Annotated in this window: 9 protein-coding genes and 1 tRNA gene; 4 read left to right on the top strand and 6 right to left on the bottom strand. The window is 65.9% G+C overall.

Annotated features, from left to right (window positions below):
• Positions 1–16 precede the first annotated feature (16 nt).
• From D3654_RS08980 to D3654_RS08955, 6 genes are all read right to left on the bottom strand, one after another.
• Positions 17–1498, bottom strand: a complete 1482-nt coding sequence (locus tag D3654_RS08980) for an alanine/glycine:cation symporter family protein (protein ID WP_120521160.1) — start codon at positions 1496–1498, stop codon at positions 17–19.
• 2 nt (positions 1499–1500) lie between these two features.
• Entirely contained in the window at positions 1501–2415 is a 915-nt protein-coding gene (gene dapA / locus D3654_RS08975; RefSeq protein ID WP_120521159.1) for a 4-hydroxy-tetrahydrodipicolinate synthase, read from the bottom strand.
• A gap of 47 nt (positions 2416–2462) precedes the next feature.
• Positions 2463–3863, bottom strand: coding sequence for a protoporphyrinogen/coproporphyrinogen oxidase (locus tag D3654_RS08970; RefSeq protein WP_120521158.1), 1401 nt, complete (start codon positions 3861–3863; stop codon positions 2463–2465).
• A gap of 544 nt (positions 3864–4407) precedes the next feature.
• Entirely contained in the window at positions 4408–5388 is a 981-nt protein-coding gene (locus D3654_RS08965; RefSeq protein ID WP_245413157.1) for a TM2 domain-containing protein, read from the bottom strand.
• A gap of 305 nt (positions 5389–5693) precedes the next feature.
• A tRNA-Thr gene (locus D3654_RS08960) sits at positions 5694–5767 on the bottom strand.
• A 140-nt stretch (positions 5768–5907) separates the two neighbouring features.
• Positions 5908–6792, bottom strand: coding sequence for a DsbA family protein (locus tag D3654_RS08955; protein WP_120521157.1), 885 nt, complete (start codon positions 6790–6792; stop codon positions 5908–5910).
• A 175-nt stretch (positions 6793–6967) separates the two neighbouring features.
• Between D3654_RS08955 and D3654_RS08950 the strand changes: the two genes are divergently transcribed.
• From D3654_RS08950 to D3654_RS08935, 4 genes are all read left to right on the top strand, one after another.
• The gene (locus tag D3654_RS08950) at positions 6968–8458 is read left to right on the top strand and encodes an alpha,alpha-trehalose-phosphate synthase (UDP-forming) (protein ID WP_120521156.1); all 1491 of its coding nucleotides are present in this window, start codon (positions 6968–6970) and stop codon (positions 8456–8458) included.
• The gene (otsB, locus tag D3654_RS08945; RefSeq protein ID WP_120521155.1) at positions 8448–9266 is read left to right on the top strand and encodes a trehalose-phosphatase; all 819 of its coding nucleotides are present in this window, start codon (positions 8448–8450) and stop codon (positions 9264–9266) included. Before D3654_RS08950 ends, otsB begins: the two co-directional genes overlap by 11 nt.
• 201 nt (positions 9267–9467) lie before the next feature.
• Positions 9468–10550 (top strand): ABC transporter ATP-binding protein, encoded by a 1083-nt coding sequence (locus D3654_RS08940; RefSeq protein ID WP_115789250.1) that lies wholly within the window; start codon positions 9468–9470, stop codon positions 10548–10550.
• 109 nt (positions 10551–10659) lie between these two features.
• The gene (locus tag D3654_RS08935; protein WP_120521154.1) at positions 10660–12072 is read left to right on the top strand and encodes a DUF4032 domain-containing protein; all 1413 of its coding nucleotides are present in this window, start codon (positions 10660–10662) and stop codon (positions 12070–12072) included.
• The last annotated feature ends 65 nt before the right edge of the window (positions 12073–12137 follow it).

Below are 12137 nucleotides of genomic sequence, written 5' to 3'. Positions count from 1 at the left end.
CCTTTGGAAGTAGTGGCTACTTGACGGCCGCGGCCGCTTTTTCGTTTTCGTGTTCCCAGAACTCAGCGCCCTCGATCCCCAGCGCCTTGGGATCGAATGTGGGGTCGAGGCCCAGCTTCCGCTGCCGTTCGTAGTCCTTGTAGATCTTGCGGACCAAGGGGAAGAGGAACACCAGGCAGATCAGGTTGACCCACGCGATCAGGCCGAGGCCGATGTCGCCCGCGGCCCAGATGAGCTTCGCGTTCACCACGGATCCGAAGAAGACGATCGCCATGGTTCCGATCTTCAGGACGTTCTTCCAACCGTGGCCGGTCCTGCCGTCCAGCAGGTACAGGAGGTTGGAGTTGGCCACGTAGAAGTAGGCCAGGAGGCAGGTGAAGCCGAAGAGCAGCACCGCGACAGCAACGAAGCCGGCGCCCCAGCCCGGGATGAGGGTGTCGATGGCGGCCTGGACCCAGTTGGCTCCGACGGGCACGCCTGGCAGGTTGTTGACAAGGAAGCCGCCGGAGCCGTCGGTGACGTTGAACTTTCCGGAGACCACCATCATGAGGCCGGTGGCCATGCAGATCAGCAGCACGTCGATGTAGATGCTGAACGTCTGGACCAGGCCCTGCTTGCCCGGGTGGGAGGTGCGGGCCGCCGCGGCGGCGAAGGTGGCTTCACCCAGGCCGTTTGACGAGGCGAAGACGGCGCGGCGCACGCCCCAGGCGACGGCAGCGCCGGCGATGCCGCCAAGGAGCGGGTGGACGCCGATGGCCGACTGGAAGATCAGGGAGACCGCGGCCGGCACACTGCCGATGTTGATCCCGATGACGGCGAGGGCCAGCAGCAGGTAGCCGATGGCGAGCACCGGCACCAGGGCCTGGGTGACCTTCACGAGGCGGGTGGTGCCGCCGAAGATGACCAGGGCGATCAGGACCGTGACGAAGACGGCGGGGATCCAGCTCGGCAGGTCGAAGGCCAGGTTGGCGCTGGCCGCGATGGTGTTGACCTGCAGGCCCGGGAAGACGAAGCCGTAGCCGATCACGCCCAGGACTGCGACCAGTGCGCCCACCTTGGGCAGCTTCAGGCCGTACTTGATGTAGTACGGCATGCCGCCGATGTCCTCGTTGGCGTTGCGGCGGTCCTCGTCCTGAACCTGGCGCTTGAAGGCCTGGGACAGGGTGGCTTCCGCGTAGCCGACCGTACAGCCGACCAGGCCGGTGACGGCCATCCAGACCAGGGCGCCCGGGCCGCCTGCGCTGATGGCCGTGGCCACGCCGGCGATGCTGCCGACGCCGACCCGGCTGGCCAGGGCGAGCACCAGGGCCTGGAACGAGGAGAGGCCGCCGCTTTCGCTGCCTTCGGTTTCCTTGAGTTGGCGGAGCATGTCCGGGATCCGCCGGAACTGGACGCCCTTGGTCGCCACGGAGTATATGACGCCAAGGCCCAGTACTACATAGGCCATCGGTGCCCAGATTGCGTCGGAAATTCCGGAGAGCAGTTCACCGAAGTCCATGGTTATCCCACCTTGTGTTCGAGGACGGTCAGGTTCTGTTTCAGGGCAAAGAGTGCGTTCTCGACGCGGGCGCGGTCTTCGGCGTTGAGGTCGGCCGTGGGTCGGCGGGGCGATCCGGCGGGCAGGCCCTGCAGGGCCAGGCCGGCCTTGACGGACGGGATGAACGGCACGGACAGGAGCGCGTCGATCACCGGGTACACGGCGTTCCAGAGCTCCCGGGCGCCGTTGAGGTCGCCCTCTGCGATCCGGGCGCTGACGGCCACGATTTCTTCCGGCACCACGTTGGCGGTGCCGGCCATGACGCCGGCCGCACCTTCGACCAGGGCGCTGTAGATGTAGGCGTCCCAGCCGATGAAGGTGCCGATCACGTCGGAGTGGTGGTGGATCAGTTGGAGGGCCTGTTCCCAGTTCGCGCTGGAGTCCTTGATGTACTTGATGTTCGGCACGTCCTCGGCCAGCGAGCGCACGGTGGCGGGGTCCAGGTTGACGCCGGTCACCGCCGGGATGTTGTAGAGCATGATGGGAAGTTCGACGGCGGCCGCGACGTCCTTGAGGTACGTCACCGTTTCTTCCAGGGACAGCGGCTCGTAGTAGGGGGTGATGACCATGAGCGCGTCCGCGCCGGCCTTCTCGGCGGCCTTCGACAGGCGGATGGCTTCGGCCGTCGAGGTCGCGCCGGTCTGGGCGATGACCGGGACGCGGCCGCCGGCCTGGTTGATGACCGTTTCGATGAGGAGCAGGCGCTCTTCGGAGGAGAGCGCGCCGACCTCGCCGGTGGAGCCGGCGGCCACCACGCCGTCGACGCCGCCGTCGATGGAGCGGTCGACCACCTTCCGGAGGGTCTCGACGTCGATGGTTCCGTCTTCGTTGAACGGGGTGGAAAGTGCGGTCAAGACGCCGCGGAGTTCTTTGGCCATGGGATGTTCCTCTTTCAGTGGGTGTTACAGGTAGGTAGGTGGGGCCGTCAGGCGACGGCCGAAATACCGGGCCGGCCCGGGTTGTCCCGGGCCGGAGCCTGGCGCCGGGTGGCCAGGACGCTGGCGGCTTCCTGGGCTGCGGAGAAGCCGGTGGTGATGGAGCTCTCGGTGTAGAGGGTTCCGAGATAGTCCCCGGCGAGGAAGACCCGGTCGGTGCCGCGCATGAGCGTGGACTGCAGCTTGGCCCGGCCCGGGAAGCAGTACGGGGAAGCCACTTTCCAGCGGTCCACCTTCGCCTCGACCACGCTGCCGGCGAATCCGTGGCCGAGCACCTCGTCCAGATCCTTCAAGTGGGTTTGGATGACTTCTTCCTCGGGCTTGTCCAGCAGCGCCTTGCCCAGGCTCGCCGGGGAGAAGGTCATGAAGCTGCCGCCGGGCTTGCGCACGGTTTCGGAGCCGCGGACGATGCTCGCCTGGTTCAGCGCAATGGCGAAGGAGCGCTTGGGGGCTGCGATGGCGTAGATGTCGTCCCACGGGCGGGCCGAGGTTTCATCCGTGAGGAACGCGGTGCTGACGTGCGGGCCGTACTTGATCTGGCCCAGCGCGCCGCGCAGTTCCTCCGGCAGGTCCACGCCGATCTTCTGGGAAACGTCCGCGGTGGTCGCCAGGATCACGGTGCGGGCCTCGACTTCCCTCTCGACGCCGCCTTGGGTGTAGCGGACGAGCACGGATTCCTTCTTGTGCACGACTTCCCGCACCACGGCGCCGAGCTGGACGCGGTCACCGAGCGCGACGGCGATGGATTCAGTCAGGGTGGACGGGCCGCCCACGATGCCTTGGCTCAGGCCCTGCCCGAAGCCGAGCACGAGGCTGAAGTAGCCGATGCCGGCGCCGGCGGAGATCTGGTCCATGTCCCCGGCCGAACGGGTCACGGTGGTCTTGAACAGCGCGGCTGCGTCCTCGGAAATGTCCCCGATCAGGTTCTCGAAGGTGCTGCTGTTCTCGAAATCGTAGATGCGCTGCTGCCGCTGCGCGCCGGACTCCCCCGCCCGCTTCCGTACGACGCCGGTGTACTTGGCGACACCGCCCACGACCTTCAGGCCGGCACGGAAGGTGTCGATGCGGGACTGCAGGGACATGGGGATGCGGAACGGGTAGGTGGCGATGTGGCCGCTGCGGATGAACTTGCCGTTCATGGACAGGGCCTGGAGGGAACCGGGGATCTGCACCGCCGATACACCGACCTCGTTGAGCAGCGCATCAGTGGAGGATCCTGCACCGGCGAAGACATGCCCGCCCCAGTTCAGCCAGTACGCACCGCGCCGTTCCGAGCGGATCCGGCCGCCCACGCGCTCGTTGGACTCCAGCAGGAGGGTGTCCCAGTGCCGCAGGCGCCATCCGGCCGAGAGACCGGCCAGCCCTGCGCCGACGATGACTACATCTTTCATCTGTTTGAACTTTCCTTTTCGAACCGGCGCTCCGGCAGGGAGCCGGGGACCGTTGACTTGCTACGTGGAGGAGGGGCGCTGGGACGCTGGTACGCGCTATGACCAAGGTCCGGCACGCGGGTTACGCGTGGTCCGGCGAGGGGAGTTTCAGCATCTGTGGGTAATGCCCGTCACACAACTCTAAGATGTGATCATCGATCACGCAATAGATGATCTTGGATCGCTTTCTAGCTGGCTTCGTGGGCCGAGGCCTCCTGGGGCGTCACGCGGCGCAGCTTTTCAGCGTGCCCGACGGCGGTCTTCCGCGGTTTTACGGGGGTGCCGTGGCCAGGTCGGGGGTCAAAGCCTGCTGCGCGTGACAGTGCGGCCGGACCGAGGCGGCCGCGCGGCGGGCAAAGGAAAACCCCGCCTGCACCTGCGTTTCCGCAGGTTCAGGCGGGGTTTCGTGGGCACTGAGGCCGGGGACCCAAAGTCCCCGGCCTCAGTCCTATTGGTGAATCGAGGTCCGGCCACGCAAACTTCGCGCGGGCGGTGGATTCACGGCCTACTCGGCGCCCGACGCTTTGTCGAAGTCGCGCTGCCAGTCATCCATCGCCTTGCGTGGGCCAATGAGGCCGCCGAGCGCGACTTGGAACACCAGCGCGCGGTGGGCATTCAGCTGCCTGATGTTGGCCAGAAGCTGGGCATCCACTGCCTCGATGGCCCCTTGCACCTCGCGGATGTGTTGGTCCGGATTTTCCCAAAGACGGGGGTTGGCAAGCACGTCCAGAAGGTAGTCACGATCAAGAGCGGCGGCGAGTTTGCTGAGTTTGTCTTCGTACTCGACCGCGGCGCGATCCCGCTGTGCCTTGTCAGCCTTGACGCCCAGCCGACGGAACAGCTCGCTCGCATTCCCGACGACTGAATCGACCCGCACGATCAGCCCCGGCGCCACTCTGTCGCCATTCGCCGCACGCATCAGATACAGCTGCCGGAGCTCCATGAGTTTCGAGATGTGGGCACGGATGAGCGGTGGTGCCGGGTCAACCTCGCGTGTTGCAATCGCAGCCTTGCCACGTGAACGACGGCGGAGGGCCCAGACCGTACTGCCGGCGCCTGCCGCGAGGATTGCCAGGAGCACCCAACCAAACGCCGTCGGACCCTTGCTGTCGAAGGCAGCCATGATCGTGGCGGCACCAATACCGAGGAAGATGCCGGAACCGAAGATCGCCCCGATGACGATCCAGACTGTTTTCTTATGCTTGCCATATCCCGCCAGGCGGAAGCCCCATACATCGCGCTGACCGCCGAAGAGCGTGATCAACAGGTCGATGACAACCCAGTAGCCGAAGCCACCGAAGGTGAAGAGCTTCAGCAAGGCCGAGCGGGTCTTTCCGAGGTAGAACCGGTCCGCGCCGAACCAACCGAGAAAGTAAGCAAGCAGCAACGTCACGATGAAGCTCTTGCTGCCTTCGGGCGGCGTCGGTGTTCGTTCCCTGCCGCCTGACAGAGGCGGGGGCGGGGGCGGCGAAGGGTTGCTGGACAAGTCTTCCCCCTTGATGGCATGCGTTTGGCACTCGGGCACGATCAACTCTTCGTCCAGTTTCGCATTGTTGGTGGCTGGTTTGTAGGTGACTTTGCCGTCGAGGTACTTGGCGATTTTGGTCCAGCTGAACGGTGTCGCGCGTGGTTGTTAAATGACCGCGTGAGGGGCCTCGATGCTGGCGGTCTCGCCGAACGGGAACCAAACCCCCACCCGACTAGGGCGAGTTAAAGAGGTGAGTCCGGCCCCAAAGCGTTCAAGAGAACCCGTCCCGAGTTACTAAACCCGCAGGTCAGAGCCATATTCGGAGCCCCCTGCCGGATTCGAACCGGCGACCCCCTGTTTACAAGACAGGTGCTCTGGCCAACTGAGCTAAGGAGGCGTGCCCCGGGAATACCCGGGACGATGCGTCAAAAAAGAACGCTCAACAAGGGTAGCCCATCGCGAGGGCTACGTCCCAAAACGCGGCTGCGGGCCGCGCGCTGAAACCAAAAGCGCACGGCCCGCATGACGCGCCAGGAACTACTTCTTCGCAGCAATCACCTTGTTCAGCTCGCCGACGAAGTCCGGAGTCGCCTGGCCGTTCCATTGCTTGCCGTCGATGAAGACGGTGGGCGTGCCGGTGACGCCGACGTTCAGGGTTTCCTGCGTGATGACCTTGACGTAGGGACGGTAGGTCCTGTTCTCCACGCAGGAATCGATGCTGGCAGCACCCACCTCCGTGGCCATCTTCTTGAGCTCGTCATCGGAGATTCCGGCACCACCCTCAGCAGGCTGGCGTTCGAAGAGCAGGTTCACGAAGTCCGAGTACTTGTCCGGCGAAGCGTTCACCACGCAGGCAGCGGCATTGGCTGCGCGGGAGGAGTAGTTGGTGGTGGACTGGCGGTCCAGGAAGCCCAGGGGGCGGTATTCCAGGGTGATCTTGCCTTCGTTACGCAACTTGGTCAGCGTCTCGTTGTACGCGGTTTCGAACTGCTTACAGATGGGGCAGATGAAGTCGATGTACACCACGACCTTGACCGGCTTTCCGGCCTCCGCCTCCGCCCCGGGTGCGACGACGGTGGCGGGCTTGGTCGCGGGAGCCGACGGAATGGAGGCGAGGTCGACGCTGGCGGCCTCGGACTTGGCCACTTCGGAGCCCTTCAGCAGCGTCACGCCGCCGTGCACATTGCCGTTGGCCGGCGTCGGGCCCTTGTCCGCGATGGGGGCGCTGTTCTGGATGCCCTGCATGACGGTCACCGCGATGATGCCGATGATCACCACAACGGCAACCACGATGCCCCAGCCGATGAGCAGCTTGTTCCGTTTGTCCCTCTTAAGCTGCGCTTCGCGGATCTCGCGGGCGCGTTCCCGGGCCTGGGCGGTGCGCTCTGCCTTGGACAGGCGTGGTTCGTTTGCGGGGCTCATCAGTTCCTCGTCGCTCGGTGGCTGTTACTGGGGTATGGCACTGTGGCCAGTTTACGGGTGAAGACCACCGGTAAAGCTGAGGGCACCAACCCCCGTCCAATGAACGAGCGGATGTGGGTGATGATTCCCGCCGGTAGGGTGGGATGTGAGTCACAAGCCATCCCAGGGGGCAGCAATGCAGAAACCGGCAAGCGAAAAACTCACGGCCAAGGCGAAGGAAAGACCGTCGCCGGCGCCGGCCAAATACGACTTCATGGTGGTCTCCAACCGGCTGCCGGTTGACCGCTGTTCCGCTGAAGACGCGGCGAACGACGGCGACGGCTGGCGGCGTTCGCCCGGCGGCCTGGTGACGGCGCTGGCCCCGTTGATGGCAAAGAGCGACGGCGCGTGGGTCGGCTGGCATGGCGCCCCGGACGAAGCGGTGGAACCGTTCAGCCACGATGACATGGATCTGGTCCCCGTACAGCTCAGCGCGGACGATGTTGAGCTGTATTACGAAGGCTTTTCCAACGCCACTCTGTGGCCGCTCTACCACGACGTGATCGCCACGCCGGAATTCCACCGGACCTGGTGGGACGCCTACCGCCGCGTGAACCAAAGGTTCGCCGACGCCGTCGTGCAGTCCGCCGACAAGAACGCCACGATCTGGGTGCAGGACTACCAGCTTCAGCTGGTCCCGCAGATGCTGCGCAGGGTGCGGCCTGACCTGAAGATCGGCTTCTTCAACCACATTCCGTTTCCGCCGCCGGAAATCTTCGCCCAGCTGCCCTGGCGGCAGGCGATACTCGAAGGCCTGCTCGGCTCGGACCTGGTTGGCTTCCAGCGCCCCAGTGACGCCGCGAACTTCATGCGCTCCGCCCGCCGCTTCCTCGGCGCGAGTGTCAAGCAGCAGCAGGTGCAGGTCCGGGATTCCTCCGGCGAGGTCACGCACATCGCCCGGGCCCAGGCCTTCCCCATCTCCATCGCGGTGGACCAGATCAGCGAGCTGGCCGAACGCCCGGACATCGTCGAGCGCGCACGGCAGATCCGCCAGGACCTCGGCAACCCGCGGACCATCCTGCTGGGCGTGGACCGCCTGGACTACACCAAGGGCATCCGCCACCGGCTCAAGGCCTTCGAGGAACTGCTGCAGGACGGCAGCCTGAAAGTCACGGACGCCACCCTCATCCAGGTGGCCAGCCCCAGCCGTGAGCGCGTGGAACAGTACCGCATCCTCCGCGAGGAAATCGAAGGCACGGTGGGCCACATCAACGGCACCTACGACACCATGCAGAACACCGCGGTGCGCTACCTCCACCACAGCTACCCGGTGGAGGAAATGGTGGCGTTATACCTCGCCGCGGACGTCATGCTGGTCACGGCGCTGCGGGACGGCATGAACCTCGTGGCCAAGGAGTACGTCGCCGCGCGGACCAACCACACCGGCGCCTTGGTCCTGAGCGAATTCACGGGCGCGGCGGACCAGCTCAAGCAGGCCCTGCTGGTGAATCCGCACGACATCGACGGGCTCAAGAACACCATCATGCGGGCGGTCGACTTGCCGGCAAACGAGTCCCGGCGCCGGATGCGCACCATGCGCAAGCAGATCCTGGACCACGACGTCGACCACTGGTCCTCGGAGTTCCTCGCCGCCCTGGCAGAGAAGGTGGTCCGTGATGACAGCTGAGAACAAGCCGCCCCTGAGCCTCTCTCCCGGCCTCCTCGACGCCGTGCGCACCATCGCGGAAACCGAGCAGTTGCTGGTGGCCATGGACTTCGACGGAACGATCTCGCCGATCGTCGACCACGCAGGCGAGGCCCGCCCCCTTCCGCGCTCGGCTGCGGCTTTCGCTGAGCTTGCCGCCCTGCCCCGCACGACGACGGCGCTCATCTCCGGGCGGGCCCTGTCCAGCCTGCGGGCGGTCGCCGCCCCTCCTGCCGCCACCCTGCTGATCGGCAGCCACGGCGCCGAGGCCTGGCTGGGGCCCGGCTCCGCCGGGCTGCGGCTGGACCCGGACCAGGAGGCGCTGCTGGCGGAGGTCCGCGGAATCCTGGCCGAAATCGTGGCCATCGCCCCGGGGACCCTCCTCGAGGACAAGCCGGCCGGCGTCGTGCTCCACACCCGGCTGGCCGACGACGACGTGGCCGAGGACGCCGTCGAGGCGGCCCGCACTGTGCTGCAGGACAAGCACGGCGTGTACCTGAAGAACGGCAAGCGGGTGCTGGAAACCTCCGTGGTCCACGCTTCCAAGGGCGAAGCGCTGGCCTTCCTGCGCCAGGCCACCGGCGCGACGGCGGTGCTGTTCGCCGGGGACGACGTCACGGACGAGGACGCACTGGCCAGGCTCCACCCGGGGGACATCGGCGTCAAGGTGGGGCTGGACTTCACGCAGGCCGAATTCCGGGTCGAGGCGCCGGTCCACGTGGCAGAACTCCTCGAAGCCGTGCTCCGGGAGCGACGCGAGAACGTCAGCGCGGAACGCCCGGAAGTGTGACCGACGTAACATTTGCTTCGCCTGGGTCGATTTCTGGCATACTCTCTTTTGTGACGCGGCGCACAGACACCGTGCGGCGTCGCATGAGCTCCCCGCCCCGAGCGCCCCAGGCGCGAGAAGGCGGGGAGTCCAACTGAATAAAAAGAACCATTCACAACGGATCGTCCGGCACGTACCTGCCGGTGAAGGGAAATGAGAACTGTGGCTACAGTTACTTTTGACAACGCTACGCGTCTGTACCCGGGCACAGACAAGCCCGCCGTCGATAAGCTCAACATCGACATCGCCGATGGCGAATTCCTGGTCCTCGTCGGACCCTCCGGTTGCGGTAAGTCCACCTCCCTGCGCATGCTCGCAGGCCTCGAGGACGTCAACTCCGGCCGCATCCTCATCGGCGACCGCGACGTCACCGACGTTCCGCCGAAGGACCGCGACATCGCAATGGTCTTCCAGAACTACGCCCTCTACCCGCACATGACCGTTGCGGACAACATGGGCTTCGCACTGAAGATCGCCGGCGTTTCCAAGGAAGAGCGCGCAGAGCGCGTCCGCGAAGCCGCAAAGCTCCTTGACCTCGAGCAGTACCTGGACCGCAAGCCGAAGGCCCTCTCCGGCGGCCAGCGCCAGCGTGTTGCCATGGGCCGCGCGATCGTCCGTAACCCGCAGGTCTTCCTCATGGACGAACCGCTCTCCAACCTGGACGCCAAGCTCCGTGTCCAGACCCGTACCCAGATCGCTTCCCTGACCCGCCGCCTCGGGGTCACCACGGTCTACGTGACCCACGACCAGGTCGAAGCCATGACCATGGGTGACCGCGTCGCAGTGCTCAAGGACGGCCTCCTGCAGCAGGTCGACACCCCGCGCAACCTCTACGACCGCCCGCAGAACGTCTTCGTGGCCGGCTTCATCGGCTCCCCCGCCATGAACCTGCTCGAACTTCCGGTCGTCGGCGACGGCGTGCAGTTCGGCGGCGCTGTCTACCCCGTCAAGCACGATGTCCTCGAAGACGCCACCGGCAAGACCGTCACCCTCGGTGTCCGTCCGGAAGACCTCGAGACTGTCGGTGCCGGCGAAGGCCTCCAGGTCGAGGTCGACGTCGTCGAAGAACTCGGCGCCGACGCCTACGTCTACGGCCACACCACGCTGGACGGCAAGGACCACGACATCGTGGCCCGCGTCGACGGCCGCCGCCCCCCGATGAAGGGCGAGGCCATCTTCGTCCGTCCGCAGCAGGGCCACGTGCACCTGTTCGACACCAAGACGGGCCTGCGCCTGGGCGACTGATCCCCACCGGCACCCACAAAGCAACAACCGCATAACCGACGGCGGCTCCTCCACACGGATGGGCCGCCGTCGGCGTTAGCCGCACACTTCATACGGAAGAATTGACACCATGACCGAGCAAAGCGGAGCCCAGTGGCATGACGAACCGACCGACTACGCGCAGATCGGCAAGCTGCCGCGCACCGAGGCCGCCAGCGCCAAGGACACCGCTCCCCCGGCGAGCGTAATCGGCTCGCTCAACATCACCGCGGCCGCCGCCGATCCTGAGCTGCTGGACCTCCCCTGGCACATCGCGCTGGAGGACTGGCCGGCGGAAAACCTCGCCGCGCTGCCCCGCGGCATCTCCCGCCACATCGTGCGTTTCGCGCACCTGGGCGGCTCGGTCATCGCCATCAAGGAAACCTCCGAACACGTGGCGCGCCACGAGTACCACATGCTCCGCAAGCTCGCCCGGCTGGACGTGCCCTGCGTTGAGCCGGTCGCCGTAATCACCGGCCGCACCACGCCCGACGGCAAGCCGCTGAACCCCGTGCTCGTCACCCGGCACCTGAAGTTCTCCATGCCGTACCGCGCCCTGTTCTCGCAGATGCTCCGCAAGGACACCCTGACCCGCCTCATCGATGCCCAGGCGCTCCTGCTGGTGCGCCTGCACCTGATCGGCTTCTACTGGGGCGATGTGTCCCTCTCCAACACCCTGTTCCGCCGTGACGCGGGCGCCTTCGCCGCCTACCTCGTGGACGCCGAAACCGGCGAACTGTACCCGGACTTGTCCACCGGCCAGCGCGAGTACGACCTGGAGATCGCCCGTGTGAACATCGCCGGCGAGCTGATGGACCTGCTGGACGGCGGGCTGATCGAGGAGAAGGTGGACCCCGTGGCCACCTCCGAGCTCATCATGGACTCCTACCGCCGGCTCTGGGCCGAGCTCACCGGGAAGGAATCCTTCGAACTGGGCGAACGCTGGCGCGTCGGCGCCCGCATCCGGCGCCTGAACGAACTCGGCTTCGACGTCGAGGAATACGCCATCAAGACCACCGCGGACGGTTCCACCATCCAGCTGCAGCCCAAAGTGGTCGACGCCGGACACCACCAGAGGCGGCTGCTGCGCCTCACCGGGTTGGATGCCCAGGAGAACCAGGCCCGCCGCCTGCTCAACGACATGGACCAGTTCCGGGCGGACAACAACCCGGAAATGGACGAGGAGTACAGCGCCCACATGTGGGTGAGCCAGATCTTCGAACCGATCGTGCGCTCTATCCCGCGCGAACTGGCGGGCAAGCTGGAACCGGCCGAGGTGGTCCACGAAGTTCTCGAACACCGCTGGTACATGAGCCAGAAGCAGGACCGCCACATCCCCTTGGCCGAAACCGTGCAGTCCTACCTGGACACCGTGCTGCGCCACCGCCGGGACGAGGCCGCGATCATGCTCAACCCGGACACCGAGCTGCTGAAGATCCTGGAGGTCGAAACCGAGGAGTCGCGGTACAGCGACCTTGAGGACTATCCGGACGCGGACGACTGACGGACCGCTGGCAACAGGCCCTGATCACGACGACGGCCGGGTTGCTGCCTGCGGGCAGCAACCCG

Source organism: Arthrobacter celericrescens, from assembly GCF_003614925.1.
GTDB classification, from domain to species: domain Bacteria; phylum Actinomycetota; class Actinomycetes; order Actinomycetales; family Micrococcaceae; genus Arthrobacter; species Arthrobacter celericrescens.
Note: the sequence above shows the minus strand (reverse complement) of the source record. Positions and strands in the feature narration are given on the sequence as shown.

Coding starts and splice junctions, on each gene's coding strand:
- D3654_RS08980 (WP_120521160.1), bottom strand. CDS start 1,498: ATGGACTTCGGTGAACTGCTCTCCGGAATTTCCGACGCAATCTGGGCA.
- D3654_RS08935 (WP_120521154.1), top strand. CDS start 10,660: ATGACCGAGCAAAGCGGAGCCCAGTGGCATGACGAACCGACCGACTAC.
- D3654_RS08955 (WP_120521157.1), bottom strand. CDS start 6,792: ATGAGCCCCGCAAACGAACCACGCCTGTCCAAGGCAGAGCGCACCGCC.
- otsB (WP_120521155.1), top strand. CDS start 8,448: ATGACAGCTGAGAACAAGCCGCCCCTGAGCCTCTCTCCCGGCCTCCTC.
- D3654_RS08950 (WP_120521156.1), top strand. CDS start 6,968: ATGCAGAAACCGGCAAGCGAAAAACTCACGGCCAAGGCGAAGGAAAGA.
- D3654_RS08970 (WP_120521158.1), bottom strand. CDS start 3,863: ATGAAAGATGTAGTCATCGTCGGCGCAGGGCTGGCCGGTCTCTCGGCC.
- dapA (WP_120521159.1), bottom strand. CDS start 2,415: ATGGCCAAAGAACTCCGCGGCGTCTTGACCGCACTTTCCACCCCGTTC.